Source organism: Polynucleobacter sp. AP-Sving-400A-A2 (assembly GCF_018688155.1).
Lineage (GTDB): Bacteria > Pseudomonadota > Gammaproteobacteria > Burkholderiales > Burkholderiaceae > Polynucleobacter.
This window is the reverse complement of sequence record NZ_CP061312.1, coordinates 1,831,325-1,854,208: the sequence shown is the minus strand read 5'-3', so window position 1 is coordinate 1,854,208 and position 22,884 is coordinate 1,831,325. Positions and strand designations below refer to the sequence as shown.

The 22,884-nt window shown below is 46.4% G+C and carries 23 protein-coding genes and 1 other RNA gene; 11 read left to right on the top strand and 13 right to left on the bottom strand.

The features are described 5' to 3' along the window. Positions 1–22: 22 nt before the first annotated feature. Positions 23–329: RNase P RNA component class A (rnpB, locus tag C2758_RS09715), an RNA gene on the top strand. Positions 330–340: 11 nt separating this feature from the next. Here the strand turns inward: rnpB and C2758_RS09710 are convergent. Then, positions 341–766, bottom strand: a complete 426-nt coding sequence (locus C2758_RS09710; protein WP_215328058.1) for an OsmC family protein — start codon at positions 764–766, stop codon at positions 341–343. Positions 767–1,183: 417 nt separating this feature from the next. Here C2758_RS09710 and rplM point away from each other — a divergent pair, with 417 nt between their 5' ends. The 4 genes from rplM (at position 1,184) to erpA (ending at position 3,653) form a co-directional block, all read left to right on the top strand. Further along, the gene (gene rplM, locus C2758_RS09705; RefSeq protein ID WP_015422034.1) at positions 1,184–1,612 is read left to right on the top strand and encodes a 50S ribosomal protein L13; all 429 of its coding nucleotides are present in this window, start codon (positions 1,184–1,186) and stop codon (positions 1,610–1,612) included. 9 nt (positions 1,613–1,621) lie between these two features. Further along, a complete protein-coding gene (gene rpsI, locus C2758_RS09700; protein WP_215305363.1) occupies positions 1,622–2,023 on the top strand; it encodes a 30S ribosomal protein S9 in 402 nt (133 codons plus the stop codon). 113 nt (positions 2,024–2,136) lie between these two features. Further along, the gene (gene argC / locus C2758_RS09695) at positions 2,137–3,195 is read left to right on the top strand and encodes an N-acetyl-gamma-glutamyl-phosphate reductase (RefSeq protein WP_215328057.1); all 1,059 of its coding nucleotides are present in this window, start codon (positions 2,137–2,139) and stop codon (positions 3,193–3,195) included. 83 nt (positions 3,196–3,278) lie between these two features. Beyond that, on the top strand, positions 3,279–3,653 hold the full coding sequence (gene erpA, locus C2758_RS09690) for an iron-sulfur cluster insertion protein ErpA (RefSeq protein WP_215305360.1): 375 nt from the start codon (positions 3,279–3,281) through the stop codon (positions 3,651–3,653). Positions 3,654–3,669: 16 nt separating this feature from the next. On the opposite strand, the gene C2758_RS09685 is transcribed toward erpA, so the two are convergent. After that, the gene (locus C2758_RS09685; RefSeq protein ID WP_215328055.1) at positions 3,670–4,800 is read right to left on the bottom strand and encodes an anhydro-N-acetylmuramic acid kinase; all 1,131 of its coding nucleotides are present in this window, start codon (positions 4,798–4,800) and stop codon (positions 3,670–3,672) included. An 89-nt stretch (positions 4,801–4,889) separates the two neighbouring features. Here C2758_RS09685 and tyrS point away from each other — a divergent pair, with 89 nt between their 5' ends. After that, positions 4,890–6,125 carry a tyrosine--tRNA ligase gene (gene tyrS / locus C2758_RS09680; RefSeq protein WP_215328053.1) on the top strand — a complete coding sequence of 412 codons (1,236 nt, stop codon included), beginning with the start codon at positions 4,890–4,892 and terminating at the stop codon, positions 6,123–6,125. Positions 6,126–6,192: 67 nt separating this feature from the next. Further along, positions 6,193–6,732 (top strand): HPP family protein, encoded by a 540-nt coding sequence (locus C2758_RS09675; protein WP_215328051.1) that lies wholly within the window; start codon positions 6,193–6,195, stop codon positions 6,730–6,732. A 15-nt stretch (positions 6,733–6,747) separates the two neighbouring features. Here C2758_RS09675 and ruvB read toward each other — a convergent pair whose 3' ends face one another. The 10 genes from ruvB to C2758_RS09625 all read right to left on the bottom strand — a co-directional run bounded on the left by ruvB (position 6,748) and on the right by C2758_RS09625 (position 16,329). Next, positions 6,748–7,815 (bottom strand): Holliday junction branch migration DNA helicase RuvB, encoded by a 1,068-nt coding sequence (ruvB, locus tag C2758_RS09670; RefSeq protein WP_215328050.1) that lies wholly within the window; start codon positions 7,813–7,815, stop codon positions 6,748–6,750. 31 nt (positions 7,816–7,846) lie between these two features. After that, complete coding sequence (gene ruvA / locus C2758_RS09665) at positions 7,847–8,431, bottom strand: Holliday junction branch migration protein RuvA (RefSeq protein WP_215328049.1); 585 nt, start codon at positions 8,429–8,431, stop codon at positions 7,847–7,849. 26 nt (positions 8,432–8,457) lie between these two features. Then, positions 8,458–8,979: a crossover junction endodeoxyribonuclease RuvC gene (gene ruvC / locus C2758_RS09660; RefSeq protein WP_215328048.1), complete on the bottom strand. Its 522-nt coding sequence runs from the start codon at positions 8,977–8,979 to the stop codon at positions 8,458–8,460. 6 nt (positions 8,980–8,985) lie between these two features. Continuing rightward, positions 8,986–10,566: a bifunctional phosphoribosylaminoimidazolecarboxamide formyltransferase/IMP cyclohydrolase gene (gene purH, locus C2758_RS09655; RefSeq protein WP_215328047.1), complete on the bottom strand. Its 1,581-nt coding sequence runs from the start codon at positions 10,564–10,566 to the stop codon at positions 8,986–8,988. Positions 10,567–10,614: 48 nt separating this feature from the next. Beyond that, positions 10,615–10,854 carry a helix-turn-helix domain-containing protein gene (locus C2758_RS09650; protein ID WP_215325802.1) on the bottom strand — a complete coding sequence of 80 codons (240 nt, stop codon included), beginning with the start codon at positions 10,852–10,854 and terminating at the stop codon, positions 10,615–10,617. A gap of 25 nt (positions 10,855–10,879) precedes the next feature. Next, complete coding sequence (gene dusB, locus C2758_RS09645; RefSeq protein ID WP_215328046.1) at positions 10,880–11,896, bottom strand: tRNA dihydrouridine synthase DusB; 1,017 nt, start codon at positions 11,894–11,896, stop codon at positions 10,880–10,882. 151 nt (positions 11,897–12,047) lie between these two features. Further along, positions 12,048–13,205: an FAD-dependent monooxygenase gene (locus C2758_RS09640; protein WP_215328045.1), complete on the bottom strand. Its 1,158-nt coding sequence runs from the start codon at positions 13,203–13,205 to the stop codon at positions 12,048–12,050. Positions 13,206–13,236: 31 nt separating this feature from the next. Further along, entirely contained in the window at positions 13,237–14,607 is a 1,371-nt protein-coding gene (locus C2758_RS09635) for an aminopeptidase P N-terminal domain-containing protein (protein ID WP_371817698.1), read from the bottom strand. Next, complete coding sequence (gene murU / locus C2758_RS09630; protein WP_215328042.1) at positions 14,600–15,316, bottom strand: N-acetylmuramate alpha-1-phosphate uridylyltransferase MurU; 717 nt, start codon at positions 15,314–15,316, stop codon at positions 14,600–14,602. The genes C2758_RS09635 and murU overlap by 8 nt, the downstream gene beginning before the upstream one ends. An 11-nt stretch (positions 15,317–15,327) precedes the next feature. Further along, complete coding sequence (locus tag C2758_RS09625) at positions 15,328–16,329, bottom strand: aminoglycoside phosphotransferase family protein (RefSeq protein ID WP_215328041.1); 1,002 nt, start codon at positions 16,327–16,329, stop codon at positions 15,328–15,330. Between the two features lie 33 nt (positions 16,330–16,362). Between C2758_RS09625 and C2758_RS09620 the strand changes: the two genes are divergently transcribed. The 4 genes from C2758_RS09620 to rsmA are packed head-to-tail and all read left to right on the top strand — an operon-like array spanning position 16,363 to position 22,133. Continuing rightward, a complete protein-coding gene (locus C2758_RS09620) occupies positions 16,363–18,900 on the top strand; it encodes an LPS-assembly protein LptD (protein ID WP_215328040.1) in 2,538 nt (845 codons plus the stop codon). Further along, on the top strand, positions 18,897–20,345 hold the full coding sequence (locus C2758_RS09615; RefSeq protein WP_215328039.1) for a peptidylprolyl isomerase: 1,449 nt from the start codon (positions 18,897–18,899) through the stop codon (positions 20,343–20,345). Before C2758_RS09620 ends, C2758_RS09615 begins: the two co-directional genes overlap by 4 nt. Further along, positions 20,320–21,357, top strand: a complete 1,038-nt coding sequence (pdxA, locus tag C2758_RS09610) for a 4-hydroxythreonine-4-phosphate dehydrogenase PdxA (RefSeq protein WP_215328037.1) — start codon at positions 20,320–20,322, stop codon at positions 21,355–21,357. The genes C2758_RS09615 and pdxA overlap by 26 nt, the downstream gene beginning before the upstream one ends. After that, on the top strand, positions 21,354–22,133 hold the full coding sequence (gene rsmA / locus C2758_RS09605) for a 16S rRNA (adenine(1518)-N(6)/adenine(1519)-N(6))-dimethyltransferase RsmA (RefSeq protein WP_215328036.1): 780 nt from the start codon (positions 21,354–21,356) through the stop codon (positions 22,131–22,133). Before pdxA ends, rsmA begins: the two co-directional genes overlap by 4 nt. A gap of 10 nt (positions 22,134–22,143) precedes the next feature. Here rsmA and C2758_RS09600 read toward each other — a convergent pair whose 3' ends face one another. After that, positions 22,144–22,878, bottom strand: coding sequence for a 1-acyl-sn-glycerol-3-phosphate acyltransferase (locus tag C2758_RS09600; RefSeq protein ID WP_215328035.1), 735 nt, complete (start codon positions 22,876–22,878; stop codon positions 22,144–22,146). Positions 22,879–22,884 lie beyond the last annotated feature (6 nt).

The window sequence follows — 22,884 nt, the reverse complement described above, 5'->3', positions numbered from 1 at the left end:
GACTGCGTTAGACTGCAGGCGCAGAGTCAATTGGGCAATCGCCGCCTCTTTATTGAGGGGGAGGAAAGTCCGGACTCCATAGGGAAGGGTGATGGCTAACGGCCATCCACGGTGACGTGAGGAATAGGGCCACAGAGACGAGCGTATTTAGTTACGGTGAAACGCGGTAACCTCCACCTGGAGCAATCCCAAGTAAGCAGGCGATGAGGCGTCCCGCTGAGTCTGCGGGTAGGGAGCTTGAGCCGTCAGGTAACTGCCGGCCTAGAGGAATGATTGCCCCTAGATGCAAATCTAGGCGACAGAATCCGGCTTATCGATTGACTCTGCACTTTCTCAAGACTTATTCGTCATTCATAACGTTGATGGAGTAAGTAATTTCTGCCGTTTTGGCGAGCATGGTTGTCGCGGAGCAATACTTTTCGTGGGACAACTTCACTGCACGCTCAACCTTGGATAAATCGAGGTTTTTGCCTTTGACTGTGAAATGCAGGTTAATTTTGGTAAATACTTTGGGCTCAGTCTCCGCCCGCTCGGCTTTTAGTTGGACATCGCAGGCGCTAACCTCTTGGCGAGCCTTTTGTAGGATTGCAACCACATCAAAGGCAGAACAGCCCCCAGTCCCCGCCAAAATTAGCTCCATAGGCCTTGGGGCGCTATTTTTGCCTCCAGCTTCAGGCGGACCATCCATAGTGACTTGGTGACCACTGCCTGTTTTTGCCGAAAACGCCATGCCGCTATTACCCAACCAACTTACTTGACATTCCATGTTAGTGATCCCTAATTTAATAAATTAATCAATATTATCAATAGTTTAACAATAATAATGGGGCTTAGCTGCTCAGCAATTTTTACTTTAAAGCATCAGAAAATTGATTTTGGTCAATATTCTTGCGTTGCACCATATTTCTCGATACAATAACCACATTGGTAGTCAGTCTTATATAAGAGATTGATTTACCGCCCAGTGTCTCCTCCACTTAGACATAGGTGGATTCCAACCCAGGACTAGTTCCTGGGTTTTTTTTGGGTTACAATTCAAGGCTTTACTGAATTACCAAACCAGTCAGCGGTAATTGTTTTACCAAGTAAATTACAGAATCTGCGAGCTTGCAAACATAAGCAGGGCCAAGGTGGACGTAGTTTGATTGGAGTAATTTTTTTGACTATAACAATTTGAGAAATCATGAAAACTTTTTCTGCAAAATCCCATGAGGTGGTGCATGAATGGTTCGTGATTGACGCTACGGACAAAGTCCTCGGTCGTGTCGCCAGTGAAGTGGCACTCCGTCTACGCGGCAAGCACAAGCCTGAATACACCCCACACGTTGATACCGGCGACTTCATTGTTGTCATCAATTCTTCTAAGCTACGTGTTACAGGCACAAAAGGCTTGAATAAAATTTATTACCGTCACAGCGGATACCCAGGTGGTATTAGTTCGACTAACTTCGACAAGATGCAAGACCGTTTCCCAGGTCGCGCTTTGGAGAAGGCTGTGAAGGGTATGTTGCCAAAAGGCCCACTAGGTTATGCCATGATTAAGAAATTAAAAGTCTACGGCGACGCCAGTCATCCGCATGCGGCTCAACAGCCAAAAGCGTTAGAGATTTAAGGAAACCAAATGGCTATTAATTACGGAAATTGGAATTACGGTACAGGTCGTCGCAAGAGCTCTGTAGCACGCGTATTCATTAAATCTGGCAAAGGTGAGATTACTGTTAACGGTAAACCTATCGATGCTTACTTTGCTCGCGAAACATCACGCATGATCGCTCGTCAGCCTTTGGCTCTCACAGCTCACCTAACAACCTTTGATATCAAAGTAAACGTTAGCGGTGGTGGTGAAACTGGCCAAGCTGGTGCAGTTCGTCACGGCGTTACCCGTGCATTGATGGATTACGACATCACTTTGAAACCAGCCCTGTCTAAAGCAGGTTTGGTCACTCGCGATGCTCGTGAAGTTGAGCGTAAAAAAGTTGGTCTGCATGGCGCGCGTCGTCGTAAGCAGTTCAGCAAGCGCTAATTCTTTCAGTCGCTATATGTTTTATCGAAAGGGTCGCGCAAGCGGCCCTTTTTGTTTCTACAATCACGGTATTAGAGAGATAAAATGAATCTGTCAGTATTTTGGAGAATGGCATGATTAAAGTTGGCATCGTAGGTGGGACGGGATACACCGGAGTGGAGCTACTGCGCTTGTTGGCGCAGCATCCCGAAGTCAAGATCCAGGCAATTACTTCTCGCACAGAAGCTGGTATGCCAGTGGCCGAGATGTTTCCTTCTTTACGTGGCCGCATTGATCTTAAGTTCACAACACCGGATGAAGCTAAATTAAATGAATGCGATGTCGTGTTCTTTGCAACGCCTCACGGTGTAGCGATGGCGCAAGCAAAAGAATTGCTTGCTAACAATGTCAAGATTTTGGATCTGGCTGCTGACTTCCGTTTAAAAGATGTCAAAGAATTTGCTAAGTGGTACGGCATGGAACATGGTTGCCCAGAAATTTTGGCTGAAGCAGTTTATGGTTTGGCAGAAATCAATCGTGAAGAAATTAAAAAAGCCCGCGTCGTCGGTTTGGCTGGTTGCTATCCCACTTCTGTTCAGCTTGGGCTTGCCCCATTACTGTCACCAAAGTCTACTGGTGGCAAACAGCTAATTGATGGCACGCATATTATTTCTGACTCTAAGTCAGGTACTTCAGGTGCTGGACGTAAGGCAGAAATTGGGACTTTATTATCAGAATCAGCTGATAACTTTAAAGCTTACGCTGTTAAAGGCCATCGTCATCTTCCTGAAATTGTCCAAGGCTTGAAGGCCATTGCTGGTCATGATCAGATTGGTCTGACATTTGTGCCGCACTTGACGCCAATGATTCGGGGTATTCATTCAACCTTGTATGTGCGCTTGTCAGAGGCTGGAATGAAGGTAGATTTCCAAAAGCTCTATGAGGATTTCTATCAAGGTGAGCCTTTTGTGGACGTGATGCCGGCGGGTAGCCATCCAGAAACACGCTCTGTGCGGGGTAGTAATGGCTTGCGGATCGCCATTCATCGTCCTGGCGACGGAGATACTTTAGTTATTTTAGTGGTTGAGGACAACCTGGTGAAGGGTGCTTCAGGCCAAGGGGTTCAGTGCATGAACCTGATGTTTGGCTTGCCTGAGACCACTGGATTGACTCAGATTGCTGTTTCACCATAATGGGGCTAGCTGGAAAGACCTTTCAGCAAGCTTGGAATTAAAGGCCTAAAATAAACTATCGTCTTTTGAATTAGGAGTAAATCATGACCCAATTAGCTACGCAACCAGTACAAGACTTAGCCGAGCCACCAACCCCCTTGGTGTTTACGGATAGCGCCGCTGCAAAAGTGGCTGACTTGATTGCTGAAGAAGGTAATCCAGAACTGAAGCTACGCGTATTTGTTCAAGGTGGTGGTTGTTCAGGATTTCAATACGGCTTCACATTTGATGATGCTGTGAATGAAGATGACACCTTATTTGAAAAGAATGGCGTGACTTTGTTGGTGGATTCAATGAGCTTCCAATATTTAGTTGGTGCTGAGATTGATTACAAAGAAGATATCAATGGTTCACAGTTTGTAATTAAGAATCCCAATGCGCAAACCACTTGCGGCTGTGGCTCTTCTTTCTCCGCATAAGAACAAGCTTAATAACTTAAGCTGGATAGCAAGCGCCTAGAATCCTAGGACCTTTCGCTCCCGTAACGGCTGGCAGATTTGCTGGCCGTTTTTCTTTATGAGCCCACGCTAACCAGGCGAATGCAAGACCTTCTACGAGTTGTGGATCAATCCCAAGTGCATCGCTGGTCAAAATCTCGAGTGGATTTTTTAATACTTCTTTAGTTTTGACTTTGAATAAGTTTAGTAATGCAGTATTGCGGACACCGCCACCACAGACAATCAGAATCTGGGTTTGCGGCGCATAACGGAGCACTGCTTGGAGTGATGTGTCCACAGTCAATTGCAATAGCGTAGCTTGCACATCTTCCGAGTTGATATTTTCTGATCCAATGTGCTTTAGCAACCACTCCAAATGAAAGTCATCACGGCCTGTACTTTTTGGTGGGGCTTTTGCAAAAAATGCATCAGTCATCATTCTTGAAAGTAGTACTGGATTGACTTTGCCTTGAGATGCCCAGTTACCATTTTCATCAAAGGTGTGTCCTTGTTGATCTGCAATCCAGGCATCCATCAACATATTACCGGGACCACAATCAAATCCCCTCGCTTCACCATCTTTGGGTAATAGCGTCAGGTTTGCAATGCCGCCAAGATTGAGCACTGCGGTATTTTTATCTGTAGCAAACTGTTGCGCATGAAAAGCTGGTACTAATGGGGCGCCATGACCACCAGCAGCGAGGTCGCGACTTCTAAAGTCTGCAATGACATCAATTCCGGTCAGCTCTGCAAGCAGCGCCGGGTTGAGAGTCTGGTGTGTATAAGCCAGGTGATGAGCAAGATCAGCTTGATGACGAATGGTCTGACCATGGGAGCCAATCGCACTGATATCTGCAGAAGAAAGATTATTCTGGGCAAGCAATTGCTTGACTGCATCTGCATAAGCTATCGCAAGGGCATTGGCAGCCTGATTTTCCCGATGAATCTCGTTTGGCCCGGGACTCTGTAAGTCCAGAAGGGCTTTACGCAATTCAGGGGTAAATGCTGTGCTCATGGACCCCAAAAGGCTGGTATCACCAGTCTTTTCAATCTTTGCCAGCACAGCATCTATCCCATCTAGGCTGGTACCAGACATCAGGCCAATATAGAGTGGGTGGGTCTTATTCATGCAGTATCAGGGCTTTGTTCTCAGGAATGCGACAATTATGCTTTAGCAATCTAAATACTAATTTAACTGAATCAGTTCACTAATACAGCATGACGGCTAAACCAGAACAAAAATACCCTCTGACCCCCGAAGTTTTTGCAGCCCTTGAAGTGACTAAAAGGGGGTGTGATGAGTTACTGGTTGAGGCCGATTGGATTCAAAAGCTGGCTAAGAGCAAAGCAACGGGGACCCCTTTACGTATTAAGTTGGGTTTAGATCCTACTGCGCCCGATATTCATTTGGGCCATACAGTTGTACTGAATAAATTGCGTCAGCTTCAAGATTTAGGTCATACCGTGATTTTCTTGATTGGTGATTTCACGAGCATGATTGGCGATCCTTCTGGACGCAATGCAACACGCCCACCACTGACTGCTGAAGAAATTGCTGTTAATGCCCAGACTTATTATCGTCAAGCGAGCATGGTGCTGGACCCTGCTAAAACTGAAGTCCGCTATAACAGCGAGTGGTGTGATCCACTAGGCGCACGTGGCATGATTCAATTGGCTGCCAGATATACCGTGGCGCAAATGTTGGAGCGTGATGACTTTACCAAGCGCTACCGCAGTGGTGTTCCCATTTCTGTGCATGAGTTCTTGTATCCATTGATGCAGGGCTACGACTCTGTTGCTTTGAAGAGTGACTTAGAGCTTGGCGGTACTGATCAGAAATTTAATCTCTTAGTTGGGCGCGAACTCCAACGTGAGTATGGTCAAGAGCCACAATGTATTTTGACTATGCCGCTCCTCGTGGGTTTGGATGGCGTCGATAAGATGAGTAAGTCTAAGGGTAATTACATTGGTATCAGCGAGCCTGCTGGTGAGATGTTTGGCAAACTCTTAAGCATCTCAGATGAGTTGATGTGGGATTACTTCACATTATTATCATTCCGCCCAATGGCTGAGATTGATTTAATGAAGCAAGAAGTCGCAAGCGGCAGAAATCCTAAAGATTGCAAAGTACTGCTCGCACAAGAAATTGTCGCCCGCTTCCATTCGCAAGCTGCAGCAGAAAAAGCACTTGAAGACTTTAATCACCGCGCTAAGGGCGGCATACCTGAGGATATTCCAGAAGTTAGTCTGACTGGTGCCCCTATGAGCATCGCCAGCCTTCTCAAGGCTGCAGGCCTTGCCTCATCAACATCAGAGGCGATACGCAACATCGATCAAAAAGGTGTCAAGATTGATGGCACAACAGTGGCTGACAAACAATTAAAAATCGAGGCCGGTACCTTTGTTGTGCAAGTAGGTAAACGTAAATTTGCCAAGGTGACACTAGTTCAATAGTAGTCAAGAAATTGACTGTACCGCTCAATACATCACATTGCTATTTGAGAAAAAAATATGAATCACGATGAGACATTCGCTTAAATATCTTTTAAAGAAATATACTTTTTATTTTGGCGGAGATCAGCCACATATCTCTTGGTTAGAGCGCTTTCGATCAGTGTTCGGTATATTTATAGGCCTTTTACTTGTACTCACTATTTCAAAGTATCTTGGAGATCTAGGTGGTGTCAATGAATGGCTTATGGCTTCTTTAGGTGCAAGTGCTTTATTAGTTTTCGTGCTTCCACAGAGCCCTATGGCCCAACCTTGGGCAGTCATTGCTGGCAATACCTTATCTGCTTTAGTCGGTATTTCAGTAATTCATTTTGTGGACGACCCGCTGATGGCAATGTCATTTGCAGCCAGTCTATCTATTTTTGGAATGTTTATTTTGCGCTGCCTGCACCCGCCGGCCGCTGCAATTGCTTTAATTGTGGTGCTTGGAAATGTCATGCATTATCGGTATGCATTTTTTCCGATAATGATAGATTCTGTAGTGCTAGTTTTGGTTGGCGCAGTCTACAGTAACTTAACAGGTAAAAGTTACCCCAATAGACCAAACTAGGATTGATAACTTTCCTTAGCTTATCTGACCATTATCACTAGGTGGTGTTAAGCCAAAATGCTCATAGGCTTGACGGGTTGCCACTCGTCCACGAGAGGTTCTTTGTAAGTAGCCTTGTTGAATTAGGTAAGGCTCCAAGACATCCTCAATAGTGTCACGCTCTTCACCAATAGCCGCCGCTAAGTTATCAATACCAACGGGGCCGCCATCAAACTTGTGCAAGATAGCTTCAAGCAATTTACGGTCCATTACATCAAAACCACTTGGGTCGACATCAAGCATCTTCAATGCGGCATCTGCCATATCTTTAGTGATGGTGCCAGTGCCCTTGACTTCAGCATAGTCACGTACTCGACGCAATAAGCGATTTGCGATGCGTGGAGTACCTCTAGCGCGCTTCGCAATCTCAATTGATCCCTCGGGGTCAATATCGGCTTTAAGTAAGCTAGCGGAGCGCGTAATAATTTTGGTGAGCTCTTCGGTCGTGTAGAACTCGAGTCTTGCCACAATGCCAAAGCGATCACGTAGTGGGTTGGTGAGCATGCCGGCACGGGTTGTAGCGCCGATCAGAGTAAATGGCTTGAGATCAATCTTGACGCTACGTGCTGCTGGGCCTTCGCCAATCATGATGTCTAAGCTGTAGTCCTCTAGCGCTGGATAGAGAATCTCTTCAACTACTGGAGAAAGGCGATGAATCTCATCAATAAAGAGCACATCGTTTGCTTCTAAATTAGTTAGTAAAGCAGCAAGGTCACCAGGTCTATCCAGAACTGGACCACTGGTTTGGCGTAAGTTGACACCAAGCTCTCTAGCGATGATGTGGGCTAGGGTGGTTTTACCAAGGCCGGGAGGGCCAAAAAGGAGGACGTGATCCAGAGCTTCTTGTCTTGCTCTAGTCGCTGTAATAAAAATCTCTAATTGGGCGCGAGCCTTAGTTTGGCCGACATACTCATCAAGCTGTTTTGGGCGCAAGGCCCTCTCAAAAATAGCTTCAGAATTGCCTACTGCGCCACTAACAATGCGGTCATTGCCTTCTGGTAAATCTTCGGGGATTGAGCTGAGGTCTTCTGTGTGGATTGCCATACTGCAAGTGTAGTGGTGTTTGGGTAACTGCTTATGAAGTCTTCGAGAGGTATTTTAGGCCCATGCGGATACCATCTGATACGGTGGTATCCGAAGGGATTTGTTTGAGGGCGAGCTGAGCCTCTTTTTCTGAATAACCCAGCGCCAAGAGGGCTTGCAATATCTCGCTACTTGCTTCAACTGTCTGGGGCTTACCACCAACAATTCCTAAATCCGGAGCCAGCTTCCCCTTAAGCTCTAGACAAAGACGCTCAGCAGTCTTTTTACCAATACCAGGTACTTGAGTTAGGCGCCCCGCCTCTTGCATGGCAATCGCTTGCGCCAATTCATTGACGCTCATGCCAGAAAGTACCGCAAGTGCTGTGCGTGAACCAACGCCACTAATTTTAATTAGCTGTCTAAATGCTTCACGCTCAGTTTCAGTGGCAAATCCAAAGAGTTGCTGCGCATCCTCGCGGACTTGGAAGTGGGTGAGTAATGTAATTTTTTGATTGGTCTCTGGCAGCTGGTACAGGGTGCTCATGGGCACATCGATCTCATAGCCAACACCTTGGCAATCTACCAAGAGACGGGGTGGATGAACTGAAACGAGAATTCCTTGAATGCGACCAATCATGTGAAGATCTTAACCTGTTTGTATTGTTATTTCTTGCTACTCTTTTTGGGTGCAAGAGCGGTAGTAATTGCTTTTGGGATTTGGGCATGGTGAGCGGCGCAAATCGCCACTCCTAAAGCATCTGCCGCATCCGTTCCGGGAGCACGGCTTAGACGTAGTAAACGTTTCACCATTTCTTGTACTTGTGGCTTAGTAGCTCTGCCGGTCCCGACAATCGATTGCTTCACTCTCAGTGCGCTGTACTCCGCAACAGGGAGTTTGTCAGATACCAAGGCAGCAATTACTGCACCTCGTGCTTGACCAAGCATGAGGGTGGAGCGAGGATTGACGTTCAGAAATACTTCTTCAATAGCGGCTTGTTCTGGGTGGTAGGTCTCTAAAACCTCCTTAATGCCCGCGTACAAGATTCCCAGGCGCTCAGGAAGCCCTCGTGCTGGATCACCACTTTCAATCGTCCCTGAGGCTACATAGCTAAGCTTTTGGCCATCAACATCAATGACACCAAAACCGGTAGTACGTAAACCTGGGTCGATTCCTATCCAGCGCATAAGCGATTAGTGACGGAAGTGACGTGTGCCAGTAAAGATCATGGCAATGCCATGCTCATCAGCTGCTGCGATGATTTCATCATCACGCATACTGCCACCAGGTTGAATGGCACAGCTGGCACCACCATTCACAACCACATCTAGGCCATCGCGAAATGGGAAGAAGGCATCACTTGCCACTGCAGAGCCTTTAAGACTTAAGCCTGCATTCTCAGCCTTAATACTGGCCATACGAGCAGAGTCGACGCGGCTCATTTGTCCAGCACCAATACCGAGAGTCATGCCGTTAGCGCAATACACAATCGCATTAGACTTCACAAACTTTGCAACGCGCCAAGCAAACATCATGTCGTGCATTTCACTTGGAGTTGGCAGACGTTTGCTGACAACGCGCATTTCGTTCTCAAGAACATTTTTCGCATCGGGGGATTGCACTAGTAAGCCACCGCCCACACGTTTAAAGTCAAAAGTATTAAATGCAGTACCAAGAGGAATCTCTAATAAGCGAACATTTTGTTTAGCAGCAAAGATGGCCTTAGCTTCAGCGCTAAAGCTTGGGGCAATCAATACTTCCACGAACTGCTTAGAAATCGCTTCAGCTGCTACACCATCACATGGCACGTTGAAGGCAATAATTCCACCAAAGGCTGAGCTTGGATCAGTCTTGAATGCCTTTTGATAGGCCTCAAGTCCATTAGCAGCAACAGCTACGCCACAAGGGTTGGCATGTTTGATGATGACGCAGGCAGCGGCACCGCCAGCATTCCCAGTAAAGCTCTTAACGCATTCCCAAGCAGAGTCGGCATCAGCGATGTTGTTGTAGGAAAGCTCCTTACCTTGTAATTGTTTGTAATTAGCAAGCGCACCATCGACTGGATCAATATCCTTATAGAAAGCGGCTGATTGGTGTGGGTTCTCACCGTAGCGCATTTCTTGCACCTTTTCAAAGGCAAGGTGTAGGGTTTCTGGATAGGCAGAACGTGTCTTGTGATCTAAGTCATCACCTAGTGCTGAGAGATAGTTGGCAATGGCACCGTCATATTGAGCGGTGTGAGCAAATACTTTTTTAGCCAGACTCAAATTGGTCTTATAAGAAACTAGGTTCTGATTAGCTTTCATCTCTGCAAGAACAGGAGCGTAATCTTTTGGAGAAATCAATACAGTCACATCTTGATGATTCTTAGCGGCAGCGCGCAACATCGCTGGACCACCAATATCAATGTTTTCAACTGCATCTTCAAATGAACAATCCGCTTTAGCAACTGTTTCGTTAAACGGATAAAGATTAATCACGAGCATATCGATCGTATCGATGCCATGGGCTTTCAATGCAGCCATGTGCTCCGGAAAATCTCGGCGGGCTAATAAGCCACCATGCACCATTGGATGCAAGGTCTTTACGCGACCATCGAGCATCTCTGGAAACTTAGTAAGAGAAGATACCTCTACTACGGGTAGATTATTTTCAGCCAGGAGTTTTGCGGTGCCACCTGTAGAGATCAGCTTGATGCCTTGTTCATGGAGGGCTTTAGCGAACGGCACAATGCCATTTTTATCAGAAACAGAGAGTAAGGCTGTGCGGATCATATTTTTCAGAAGGTTTAATTAATTAAGAATTTGCGAATAGGGTTTGATTTATTTCAGGAGCTGGTGCTCTACTAGCTTCTTATGAAGCGTATTACGGTTGATGCCAAGGTACTGTGCCGCCAAAGACTGATTCTGCTTCGCATGCTGCATTACCAATTCCAGCATTGGCTTTTCAACCACTGCGAGAACCATTTGGTACAGGTCGGATGGAGGCGTTCCTTTGAGATCATCCAAGTAAGCTTGGAGTTGAGTCTCAATGCATTCGGTGATGGGGTGCTTATTAGTCATGGATAAATTAAATAAAAAACTAAATTTAGGCTGCCTCTAAAAATAACAAACTATCTGAATGGGATTTCATTTCATTAAAAAAATCGTTCACCATTTGCAATTGAGTTTTGCAATCATCGGCAGTGTTCATTCTTTGACGAAAGGCATGGGAGTCACGCAAGCCTTTGCAGTACCAGCCAATATGCTTACGTGCTGTGCGCAAGCCAACGTATTCGCCATAGAAATCATAATGATCAATGAGATGAGCATTCATGATCTCTTGAATCTCATTAATCTGTGGTGTCGGTAACTTACCACCAGTTTCTAGAAAGTGATTAATTTCACGAAAGATCCAAGGGCGTCCCTGAGCGGCGCGACCAATCATGATGGCATCGGCACCAGTTTCTTTCAAAACAAATTCTGCTTTTTCTGGAGTGGTGATATCACCATTGGCAACCACAGGGATGGCAATGCTATTTTTTACTGCGGTAATTGTTTCATACTCAGCTTCGCCGTGATAGAGGTCGGCTCTCGTGCGGCCATGAACTGTCAACATAGAGATGCCAGATTTCTCGGCGAGGCGTGCAATATCCATTGCGTTTTTATGCTCGCGATCCCAGCCTGTCCGAATCTTTAAAGTTACAGGCACTGCATCAGGTCCTACGCCGACAGCTTGAACTACGGCTTCTAAAATTTGTTGCACTAAAGGCTCGTCTCTTAATAGTGCAGAGCCAGCTGCAACATTACAAACCTTTTTGGCTGGGCAACCCATATTGATATCAATAATCTGGGCACCGTGATCAACGTTGAGCTTGGCGGCTGCAGCCATCATCTGCGGATCAGCGCCAGCAATTTGGACGGCAATAGGCTTGAATTCACCTTGGTGGTTTGCGCGACGCTGGGTTTTTTCGCTCTTCCACAGTAAAGCGTTGGAGGCGATCATTTCAGATACGGCATAACCAGCGCCGAGCTTTTTGCAAAGTTGCCGAAATGGGCGATCCGTTACCCCAGCCATTGGGGCAACAAATAATTTATTTGCAAGAAGGTGCGGGCCAATCTTCATGTGTTTCAGGCTAGGCTCTGGATGGCTTTTAGGTCTGGGGGAAAGGGTGACACTTTAGCACAATTCAGTCTGCATGTGCCTAAAAAATAGGCACACTCCATGACTTAGGTCAAACAGGGAATACTTGTATTTTGGAGGCTATTTCAGCCTCTTAGCGTCTACCAAACATCATCTGCCGGGCTAAGGCTGTTTTGATGGGGGGAAGCCATTGGAGGGCCGATAAAGCCAATCCACGACCAATCACAATAGGAAGTAGATTGGAGGTAAAGATTCTCGCCATGAAGTCGGTTAGACCTATGGTGGCAGAACGATCGAGCTTGCGACTTTGAGCATATTCCTGCAGAGTGGTTTCAATACCCAGGGGCGTTTTTTGATCATCAGGCTTAGAGAAGAGGATGCTGAGTTTTTCAGCCAAGAGATAAGCATCCCTCAATCCAAGATTGAGGCCCTGTCCCGCAACGGGATGCAGGGTCTGGGCAGCATTGCCAATCCAAACTTCATTACCTTGAGTAATTTCTTTGCGGTAATTGAGTCCCAGCTCGTAAAGTCGGCGATCCTGGATTTTGAGAAATTGTCCAATGCGTGAGCCAAACTCAGCTTGCAAGCTTTTCAGAAAGTCAGCATCACTTAATGCTAGGCGTGTCTGTGATGAACTTGGAGTTCCGCACCAAATCAGATTCAGAATATTGGGACCGTAGTGGCTCGGTAAAACTGCCAAGGGTCCTTCAGAGGTGAAGCGCTCCCACGCTTGGAAAGGCGATCCATTCTCAACCTCAACTAATCCGACCAAGGCAGATTGCTCATAGTCTCTGCCAGACTCCACCCAGTCTTGGGTTTTAAATAAACCACCTTCAGCATGCACTACACACTTGGCTTGAATGTTTTCAGCATCGGCGCTGGCGTCGATATGTTTCCAAACAAAATGGGGACTATTTTTTTGAATGTATCTTAAGGCTTTGCGCAGCGTGAGGTGAATATCACGATAACGAATGATGTGACCTAAAGCCTCTTGACCAAGCTCTTCGCGGGTCATCAGAGCACGACCAAAGCGACCTGCTTGCGAGACATGCACCCGATGAATATCAGCACATTCAGTAGGCCACGCATTGATGGTGTCTAACAATAGCTTGCTACCGTGAGATAGGGCGACTCCCCGGCTATCAGCATTAGCTAAATCAGCATCATCTGCAGGATTGCGATCCAGAAGCGCGATATTGGCTTCAGGAAATTTTTGCAAGCACCATGCGGTACAGGCTAAGCCTACTGGCCCACCGCCCTGAATCACAATATCGAAGTTCTCTGCTGACATGCTTACTAATCTATTTTGTAATGGTAAGGTTTTAATTATTTTTCATGAGTGCTTCGATTTCATCGGCTTTCACTGGCACGCCACGAGAAATCAATTCGCATCCAGAGTCGTTTACTACAGCATCATCCTCAATGCGGATGCCGATATTCCAAAAGCGCTCATCTACATCATCAGCGGGGCGAATATATAAACCTGGCTCGATAGTGAGTGCCATGCCTGGTTTCAGAATGCGCCATGGCTTTTCTGAAGAGCTTGGGGATGTGTCAAGTGGTTCTCGATAGGAGCCAACATCATGTACATCCATACCCAACCAATGTGAGGTACGGTGCATATAAAAGCGACGATAGGCTCCAGTCTCGAGTGCATTATCCAAAGAGCCCAATTCCGCAAGCTTCAGCAGCTTCTCATCAAGTAAGCCTTGAGTGAGTACTTTCAGCGCTGCCTCATGCGGTTCCATAAATGTATTGCCGGGCTTAGTCATTGCGATAGCAGCTTCTTGCGATGCAAGCGTAATGTCATATAGAGCACGTTGGGGACCCGAGAATTTTCCGTTCACCGGGAAGGTGCGAGTAATATCTGAAGCATAGCTATCAAGCTCGCAACCCGCATCAATGAGACACAGATCTCCGCTACGTAGCTCAGTATCACTAGCGCGGTAATGTAGGATGCACGAGTTGGCGCCGCCAGCAACGATACTGTTGTACGCAACGCTTTGTGCACCGTTGTAGCGGAACTCGTGAAGTAGCTCTGCTTCAAGATGATATTCACGCACACCAGGTTTGCAGGCGTGCATGGCACGAATGTGAGCGCGTGCAGAAATCGCAGCTGCACGACGCATGATGTCAATCTCATGGGCATCTTTAAAAAGACGCATCTCATGAATTAAACTCTCTACATCATGAAATTCAGAAGGAGGGTTCACACCAGCACGCGCTTGCGCTCGCACTTGTTTCATCCAATGACGTAAGCGACGATCTATTTCGGCGCTTTCTGAAAGACGAATATAGACAGCATCTTGATCTGCTAATAAATCACTGAGCTTGCTATCCAAATCATGATTGCTATGGGCATATTCCACACCTAAAACTGCAGGAGCAGCATCTGGCCCCAAGCGAATGCCATCCCAAATTTCACGCTCTGCATCCTTAGGCCTGCAAAAAAGATGTGACTCCAATTGGGGTCGCGATGTTGACCCAGTAATTTTGAGTACGAGGCTTGCACCTGGCTCTTCAAAGCCGGTGAGGTAGAAAAAATCACTGTCATGACGATAGGGAAACTCACTATCTCGATTACGCGCTGTCTCAGGCGCTGTAGTGATGATGGCAATGCCACCACCAGTTTTGGCGCAGATCAGTTTTGCGAGCTCAACTCGACGTTGTTGGTAAATGGCGGAATTATTCATTTGCTGCATTAAGTTCTTGTAATCGTTGGGGTGTCCCTACATCGTGCCACGGTCCGGTATATTTTTCACCGGACACCTTATTTTTAGCCATGGCCTCCCTCAAAATTGGAGCTAGCTTAGTAGGCACATCTAATTCCAAGCACTTAAAAAGGTCCTGATGGTAGAGCCCAATACCGGAAAAGGTGAGCTTTTCAGCGCCATCCAGTGGTTCATTGGCCACCCAGGAGTCCTTAATATAAAAGTCACCCTCAGGATGCTGAACTGGGTTGGACACCATCAAAAGGTGTGCCAGAGGTTTACTTGGCATGCTGCGTAATTCAGAGGCTCGGCTGAAGAGCTGCTGGATTGGTAGATTTGGACTAAAAACATCCCCATTAATCACCAGGAAATAATCGCTTGGATTCAGCAAAGGCAAGGCTTTCCTAATGCCGCCCGCCGTTTCTAGGGCGCTGTTCTCTGAGGAGTAGCTAATGTTGAGCCCAAATTGACTGCCATTTCCCAAGGATTCTTCAATCTTCTTACCAAGCCAAGCGTGATTAATCACTACATCTTGGACACCTGCATCACTGAGCGCCTCCAAATGCCAGGCTAGTAAGGATTTATTTTTAATGGTGAGGAGCGGTTTGGGTAGTTCATCTGTCAAGGGACGCATGCGCTCGCCTCGACCTGCTGCCAGTAAAAAACATGGAATGGGATTGGGTTTATTCATGATGAATGACTTTAATCTTGAGCGGGGCGCGTCGATTCTAGGATCCGTGCCAAGGGCTTTAATTCAATGTAACGATTGGCAGTCGCAATCGCATACTCAAGCACTAATGGAATATCTTTGAGATAACCATCTTTGCCATCACGATGAAACAGTCTTGCAAAAATACCCAAGACTTTCAGGTGCCGTTGCAAGCCCATCCACTCAAAGTCACGATAGAACTGACCAAAATCGTTTGGCATTGGTAGGCCTACTTGACGACCTTCTTCCCAAAATTTAATTACCCAATCAATCACGCGTTCTTCAGGCCATAAAATGTAAGCATCACGCCAGAGTGAAGATGCGTCGTAAGTGATGGGACCATAAACTGCATCTTGAAAATCAATTACGCCAGGATTATTTTTTTTAGTCACCATCAGATTGCGTGAATGGTAGTCGCGATGAACATAGACTTTTGCTTGCGCAAGATTATTTTGAATGATGAGTTCAAACGCTTGCTTAATCTGTAAATTCTGAAGTTTGCTTAATTCAATACGCAAATGTTTCCCTAAATACCACTCAGGAAATAAATCGAGTTCACGTTTTAGCAATGCTTCATCGTAGTTTGGTAACACATCTGGCTTGCTTGCTAATTGCATTTGCACTAAGGCATGTGTTGCATCTTTATAGAGATCATCCGCACTCTCTGAATTGAGTTCTGTAAGGTAAGTTTTTGTGCCTAGATCATTGAGTAAAAGAAAGCCCTCAGCGACATTTTTTTCTAAGATTTTAGGAGCATTTAAACCGGCATTTTCGAGTAATAAATCGACCTCAATAAAAGCATTCAAGGGCTCGTGTTGGGGCGGGGCATCCATCACGATCAAAGTCGGAAAATCCGGGTTTTTGGTCGCAATCCGGAAATACCTTCTAAAGCTAGCATCTGCCGAGGCAGGGACCAAAGTGGGTAGATCTAATTGCCAGCTAGGCTCAAGGCCTTTTAGCCAGTTACGGAGGGTGTCTAAGCGAGAGTCGGTCATGGTCGATTCGTATAATAAGGCTGGTCTGGATCTATGAGCCATTATCGCCGTCGTGCCGGCCTTTGTGCCCCTCTTTTTGTAGCTATTACCCTGCGTTTAATGATGGGGGTTGTATTGTCGCAATTTGCGCTTGCAAGTCAGGCTCAGGCACCCGCACCTTTACCACCTTCCGCACAGTCTTTAAGTAGCTCCGCTAACTCCGTTTTAATTCCCGATCGTGGTGATGTCACTGTCTTAAAGTTGGATGATCAATTACGGATTGGTAAACCGATTAATGATGGGCAAGCTTTAACCTTTACCTCAAGTGATTCGATTGACGGAATCGTTGATCGCGAAATGCGCTTAAAAGGGCGTGCACAAATTCGCCGTAATGGCGCAGTCATTAAAGCAGACGAAATTAAATACGATCCTGATTCTGATGTAGCTAATTTATCTGGCAATACGGAGTTTTCAAAAGGCAACGCATCCTTCAAAGGACCTAAAGCACGTTTTAGGGTGGATGCTCGTGAAGGGGAAATGGAGACTCCTTACTACGAGCTGCGTGATAACCGTGCGAGCGGTAATGCAAAAAAATTGACGATCGAAACTGCTGATGTATTTGTATTTGACAGGGCCACTTACACAACTTGTACCCCAGAAAATTTAGATTGGTATTTCACCGCCAGCACGCTAGAAATTGATAACGAGCAAAAAGAAATGGTTGGCACGCACGGGGTCATGCGATTCTTTGATGTGCCTATTGCTTATACGCCTTACTTCACTGCACCCACCTCCAATCAACGTCGTTCCGGAATTTTGGCGCCAGTAGCAGGTTACAACTCCAATAATGGTATTGATGTAACGCAGCCTTATTACGTCAATATTGCACCTAATCGTGATTTGCTTTTACTGCCTCGTGTTATGGGTCAACGTGGAGTGCAGTTGGGTGCCAAGTACCAGTTTTTGGACAAGCAGTACTCTGGTAACTTGATGGGTGACTATCTTCCTTACGATCGTAAGACTGGCACTGATCGTTGGCGCTATGACTGGCAACAGAGGCAAAACTTTAGCGGTGATTTATTGGGTATGGGTGGCATCCCCATTGCAGGCGCTTGGACTGGATATGCTAATGTGGCCCGAGTTTCGGATAACTTATATCCAACCGACTTTTCACAAAGTATCGCAGGTGCAGTTACTAGCCAGTTTCGACAAGAAGTTGGCACTACCAAAAACTTAACTGGTAGCTTGAGTAATTGGACTGTGGGAGCTAGGGCAATGACTTTCCAGACTTTGCAGCCTGACCCCACCGTGACTGTGCAGTCTCCATACAATATTTTGCCGAATGTCACAGCTGCCTATAACAATCGTTTAACGCCGGCAGTTGCTGATACCAGTGGAAAGTACATCACTCTTCCTACGGGTCCTGCAACCACTTTTTCAACTGATTTCACACGCTTTGCCTATAACATTGGTGGCAACTTAGCAGCAACTGCTCCGGGTGCTTACAGCCAAGCTGATCGAACAGTAATCAAGGGCGCTATGGCTCTTCCCCAGATTACGCCCGGCTACTACATCACTCCAAAAGTGAGTTTTCAGTCCAATACCTACAACGTAACACCGTACAACCCTGTGGGTGCGCCAGCCGCTCAAGGCTTCACTATTCCGACATTTAGTCTGGATTCAGGACTGGCGTTTGAAAGAGATGCCGCTGAGTTAAAAGGCTTCTTTGGACGCGATATGTTGCTCACAATGGAGCCAAGAGCTTTTTATGTTTACACGCCATTTGAGAGCCAGGCTCAAACTCCTTTGTTTGATACGGCCGATGCCGGCTTTGGCGTAAGTCAAATTTTTAGTGAAAATACTTTTGTTGGTAATGACCGTATTGCAGATAATAATAAATTAACGGGTGGTATTACCAGTCGCATGATTGAGGCCAATACAGGCGCAGAACGAGCCAATGTAACCCTCGCACAACGTCAAGCCTTTACGGGGCAGAAGGTAGGTCTCAATGGCACCATTGCAAATCCTACAACCTATTCGGACACATTGGGCTCTGCTTCCGTTCGTCTGCTTGGTAACTTCAGTACCGATGTATTTGGGCAATACAACACGCAATTGAACCGCTTAGTCCAAACAACGGTAGGTGGTAGTTGGCGGCCTACGCCTGGAAGAAGCTTGAATTTTGGCTATCGGAATGTTTGGACTCCACCAATACAAGCATCTGTTCAGAACAACCAGCAGACTTTTGTCCCTTCTGCAACTACTACTGATCAATACAATGTTTCAGGGCAATGGCCTATTACGCGCGAAGTATCTGTCTTGGGTCGCTGGGGTTACGACGCTTTAACGACCAAAACGCTCAATACGCTGGTGGCCTTGGAGTGGATGCGTGACTGCTGGACTTTACGTGGCGCTTACTCGCAGATGCTCAACACCTCACAAATCACAACTACTCAGATTTTGTTCCAAATAGAATTTAGGGGTTTTGGTAGCGCTGGTAGTAATCCAGTTGATATCATGAAGCTAAATGTTCCCGGATATATGCCTACTTCCAAACCTATACCACCTTCAATATATGAGAACTATCAATGATGCGTAGGAATCGATTTAACCAAGCACTTGCAGCCATCATTTTGGCTGGCGCCGCTTTACTGCCTCAGCTTGCGTTTGCGCAAGATGGCTCAAAGATTTCAGCTGATAGCAAAATTCGGAACATTGATGGTGTTGCGGCAGTGGTGAATACAGGCTATGTGACACGTAAAGAAATTGATGATCGGATCCTTGCCCTGCAAAAACAGGGAGGCAAGCTCCCTGATGCCGCCGCCTTGCGCAAGACAGTGCTGGAACGCCTCATCCTTGAAAAAATTCAATTACAAAATGCTGAGCAAGAGGGTATTGCAGTGAGTAATAAAGAGTTGGATAAGATCATTGGCGATATTGCTGCCAAGAATAAATTAACTCTTGCAGAGTTAAAAGTAAAAATTGCCGCTACTGGTAGCACCTATGAGCGCTATAGCCAAATGCTGCGCGATGATGTGATTATTAGTCGTTACCGCGAGCGTGAGGTCGAGGGCAAGGTTAAGATTTCTGATGCGGAGGTAGATAACTTCATCTCTGATCGCAATCGTGAGGTAGCTGGTGGAGGAAAGCCCGCACGCTCAACTCCTGCGATGAAGGGTGAACCAGAAGAGATCGACGTTGCGCAGATTTTTATTCCTGCAGATGCCAATGCTGGGGCTGGTGCTCAGGCTGAGGCAAAGAAGAAGGCAGAACTCCTTTTACGCGAAGCGCGTGGTGATGTCGATTTCTTGCAGTTAGGTGCAATGGCTGTAAAAGATAATCCAAAAATTAAGTTTCAAGATTTGGGTTACCGTACCCCAGATCGCCTGCCGCAATTGTTTTATGAGGCCGTCAGAAATACAGGTAGTGGACAAGTTGCCAATGCTGTAGTCAAGAGCCCTGCGGGCTATCATGTGCTGAAGGTTTTAGATCGTCGTGCGCTAGTTGCTGGCGCTCCTGAGCCGCAGCAAGCCGCCCCCCAAGAAAGCGCTACCACTCCACAAAATATTATGGTTACACAGACTTTGTCTCGCCATATTTTGTTGCGTAGTCGTGCGGGCTTGACAGACCAAGATGCTGAAAGACGCCTCTCGGGTTACCGTGATCAGGTTCGTGCAAAAACTGCTGATTTTGGTGATTTAGCTAAAAAATATTCTGAAGATGGATCTGCCGCCAATGGAGGTAATTTAGGTTGGATGGGCCCTGGTGATTTAGTTCCAGAATTTGATCAGGCAATGAATCGCTTACAAATAGGTGAAGTGAGTAATCCAGTGAAGACCGAATTTGGTTGGCACTTAATTCAGGTGCTCGAGCGTCGTGAAGCGCAGTTGACTTTAGAGAAGCAGCGCCAGTTCGCCCGAGCAGCAATTCGTGAACGTAAGTTTGACCAGGCTTATCAAGATTGGCTACGTGAATTACGCGATACCGCTACGGTGAAGATCATTAACGCAGATGATCCAGCAGCCAGCCCTCGTTAATCTCGTCATTAGTTCTGGAGAGCCTGCAGGGATTGGTCCAGAGGTCTCTATTGCAGCTGCATTAGCCTTCTTGCAAGAGCAGCCTGCAAGCGTAATTACTTTGCTTGGGGATTGCAGCTTATTTTCAGGCGCTGATATCCCTAAAGAATTCTCCAATCGTTTGAAGGTGGAATCTATTGCGCTAGCTTCTCCAGTAACTGTGGGCCAATTAAATCCTGCCAATGCACAATATGTTTTAAGTATTCTGGACGCTGCAGTTAAGGGCTGTCTTAATGGTCGTTTTGATGCCATGGTGACTGCACCAATACAAAAGAGCGTGATCAACCAGGGTCATACTTCAAATGCGGATTTATTTACCGGTCATACGGAATGCCTAGCAAAGCTTTGTCATCAAAATCATGTTGTCATGATGTTATGTGCGACATTGCCGGCGGGTTTTTTAGGATTGCATAACAGCCGTGATCTTCGGGTAGCTCTGGTAACAACCCATCTGCCTCTGAGGGATGTTCCTGGTGCGCTCAACCAACAGCATATTCTGGAAACCATTCAGATTGTCGATCAGGATCTTCGGACAAAATTTGGTATTGCTAAGCCTGTTATTCGGATAGCGGGACTCAATCCGCATGCGGGTGAATCTGGTTATCTAGGGCGCGAAGAAATTGATGTGATCATTCCTGCGATCGAAGCTGCTAAACATTTGGGTATTCAAGTGAGCGGACCTTATCCAGGGGATACGATGTTTGATGCTAAGGCTTTGGATAGCGTAGATGCGTTTATTGCGATGTATCACGATCAAGGTCTAGCGCCATTCAAGTTTGTCAGTTTTGGTGGCGGCGTGAATGTCACCCTAGGCCTACCGATTATTCGCACTTCAGTGGACCATGGTACGGCGCTAGATATTGCTGGAAAAGATCTTGCAGATCCAAGCAGCATGTTAGAGGCTTTGCGACTCGCCTATCAATTGGCGGTCAATTCAAAGAACGCAAAGAACATAAAGACTCCCTCAACATGACGCATCAAGCGCGTAAACGATTTGGTCAGAACTTTTTGCAGGACTCCGGAGTCATTTACTCCATAGTTGCAGCAATCAATCCCAGTGAAAATATGCACGTGATTGAGATTGGTCCTGGCCTTGGCGCATTAACAAGACCTTTGTTGAGTAACCTAGAACACCTAGATCTTTTGGAGATTGACCGAGATTTGGTGGCTTACTGGAATCAAGAGAATCTCAAGGGTCTCAATGTGATTGAGGGAGATGCGCTCAAGTTTGATTTCTTGGAATGGGCAAATGCACGGTCAGCTAATAGTGGTCTGTGTAAGGTGGTTGGTAACCTGCCTTACAACATCTCCTCTCCATTGCTATTTCACCTTGTTTCTGCTGCCCACGTAATTGATGAGCAGGTATTTATGCTGCAAGCTGAAGTAGTGGAGCGCATGGTCTCTAAGGCTGGCGGATCTGAATTCAGTAGGCTCTCTGTCATGCTGCAAGCCCGCTATGATATGGAGCAAGTTTTAGAAGTTCCACCTGAAGCTTTTGATCCGCAGCCTAAGGTTAACTCTGCTGTAGTGCGCATGATTCCGCGTAGAGATTTCAACTTGAGTGATGCGCAGTGGCATGCTTTGGAAAAAGTAGTAGCCGCAGCATTCTCTCAAAGAAGAAAAATGCTGCGTACGAACTTATCCGCCTTTGCTGATCGACTGTCTCTATCTGAATCTGAATTAAAAGCGCGTGCTCAGGATATTCCCGTGGAACGCTACATTGAATGGGCTAAAGCTTTAGCTCATTAAGCCTCTAGTTTTACTGGTAAGCAGCAGGATCAATCAGCCGCATTTCAGCTTCAATCCACTTCTCTACTTCTTGATGAAGTTGGCCGCCTGTTTTTCCAGTTGAGGTAATAGCGGGGCCGATTGAGAAGATGACTGTTCCAGGCTGCTTTAGAAAGCTATTCTTAGGCCAGCAGCGACCGGCATTGTGAGCAATTGGAATCACTAGTGCCTCGGTAGCACTTGCCAGCCTTGCACCACCTTTACTATAGGGTTTATGAGATCCGGTTGGCGTTCTAGTTCCCTCTGGAAACAACAAAATCCATTTACCTTCAGCTAAGCGTTTTTTTCCTTGACCAACAACGGAGATGGCGGCAGTTTCTTTACTATTGCGATTGATATGAATCATCTTGAGTAAAGCCAAAGCCCAGCCAAAGAAGGGAATCCAGAGCAACTCTCTTTTGAAAACAAAGCACACCTGTTTAGGTAGTAAGGCAATGTAGAAAATGGTTTCGTAAGCAGATTGATGTTTACTCAATACAACAACAGGCTTATTCAAAACCGCCATCATATTTTCCATCCCACGAATTTCATAACGAATGCCGCAGAGCGGCTGCAAAATCCAGATAACGACCTTATTCCAAAGGCCAATAAAGCGATAGCGATTCTCGGGATTGAGAAATGGAAAGACGAGGATACAAAGTACCGACCAGATCGGCGTGAATATCAGCAAAAAAAGAGTGAATAGGGCTGAACGAATAAAAGTCATACTGGC

What these genes read in the sequence shown, in the direction of transcription:
- C2758_RS09615 (WP_215328039.1), top strand. Translation starts at nt 18,897, where the DNA reads ATGATGCGTAGGAATCGATTTAACCAAGCACTTGCAGCCATCATTTTG.
- C2758_RS09710 (WP_215328058.1), bottom strand. Translation starts at nt 766, where the DNA reads ATGGAATGTCAAGTAAGTTGGTTGGGTAATAGCGGCATGGCGTTTTCG.
- pdxA (WP_215328037.1), top strand. Translation starts at nt 20,320, where the DNA reads ATGATCCAGCAGCCAGCCCTCGTTAATCTCGTCATTAGTTCTGGAGAG.
- argC (WP_215328057.1), top strand. Translation starts at nt 2,137, where the DNA reads ATGATTAAAGTTGGCATCGTAGGTGGGACGGGATACACCGGAGTGGAG.
- C2758_RS09650 (WP_215325802.1), bottom strand. Translation starts at nt 10,854, where the DNA reads ATGACTAATAAGCACCCCATCACCGAATGCATTGAGACTCAACTCCAA.
- C2758_RS09625 (WP_215328041.1), bottom strand. Translation starts at nt 16,329, where the DNA reads ATGACCGACTCTCGCTTAGACACCCTCCGTAACTGGCTAAAAGGCCTT.
- ruvA (WP_215328049.1), bottom strand. Translation starts at nt 8,431, where the DNA reads ATGATTGGTCGCATTCAAGGAATTCTCGTTTCAGTTCATCCACCCCGT.
- rpsI (WP_215305363.1), top strand. Translation starts at nt 1,622, where the DNA reads ATGGCTATTAATTACGGAAATTGGAATTACGGTACAGGTCGTCGCAAG.
- C2758_RS09620 (WP_215328040.1), top strand. Translation starts at nt 16,363, where the DNA reads ATGAGCCATTATCGCCGTCGTGCCGGCCTTTGTGCCCCTCTTTTTGTA.
- ruvC (WP_215328048.1), bottom strand. Translation starts at nt 8,979, where the DNA reads ATGCGCTGGATAGGAATCGACCCAGGTTTACGTACTACCGGTTTTGGT.
- erpA (WP_215305360.1), top strand. Translation starts at nt 3,279, where the DNA reads ATGACCCAATTAGCTACGCAACCAGTACAAGACTTAGCCGAGCCACCA.
- rplM (WP_015422034.1), top strand. Translation starts at nt 1,184, where the DNA reads ATGAAAACTTTTTCTGCAAAATCCCATGAGGTGGTGCATGAATGGTTC.
- tyrS (WP_215328053.1), top strand. Translation starts at nt 4,890, where the DNA reads ATGACGGCTAAACCAGAACAAAAATACCCTCTGACCCCCGAAGTTTTT.
- C2758_RS09600 (WP_215328035.1), bottom strand. Translation starts at nt 22,878, where the DNA reads ATGACTTTTATTCGTTCAGCCCTATTCACTCTTTTTTTGCTGATATTC.
- C2758_RS09685 (WP_215328055.1), bottom strand. Translation starts at nt 4,800, where the DNA reads ATGAATAAGACCCACCCACTCTATATTGGCCTGATGTCTGGTACCAGC.
- dusB (WP_215328046.1), bottom strand. Translation starts at nt 11,896, where the DNA reads ATGAAGATTGGCCCGCACCTTCTTGCAAATAAATTATTTGTTGCCCCA.
- C2758_RS09675 (WP_215328051.1), top strand. Translation starts at nt 6,193, where the DNA reads ATGAGACATTCGCTTAAATATCTTTTAAAGAAATATACTTTTTATTTT.
- C2758_RS09640 (WP_215328045.1), bottom strand. Translation starts at nt 13,205, where the DNA reads ATGTCAGCAGAGAACTTCGATATTGTGATTCAGGGCGGTGGGCCAGTA.
- ruvB (WP_215328050.1), bottom strand. Translation starts at nt 7,815, where the DNA reads ATGGCAATCCACACAGAAGACCTCAGCTCAATCCCCGAAGATTTACCA.
- purH (WP_215328047.1), bottom strand. Translation starts at nt 10,566, where the DNA reads ATGATCCGCACAGCCTTACTCTCTGTTTCTGATAAAAATGGCATTGTG.
- C2758_RS09635 (WP_371817698.1), bottom strand. Translation starts at nt 14,607, where the DNA reads ATGAATAATTCCGCCATTTACCAACAACGTCGAGTTGAGCTCGCAAAA.
- murU (WP_215328042.1), bottom strand. Translation starts at nt 15,316, where the DNA reads ATGAATAAACCCAATCCCATTCCATGTTTTTTACTGGCAGCAGGTCGA.
- rsmA (WP_215328036.1), top strand. Translation starts at nt 21,354, where the DNA reads ATGACGCATCAAGCGCGTAAACGATTTGGTCAGAACTTTTTGCAGGAC.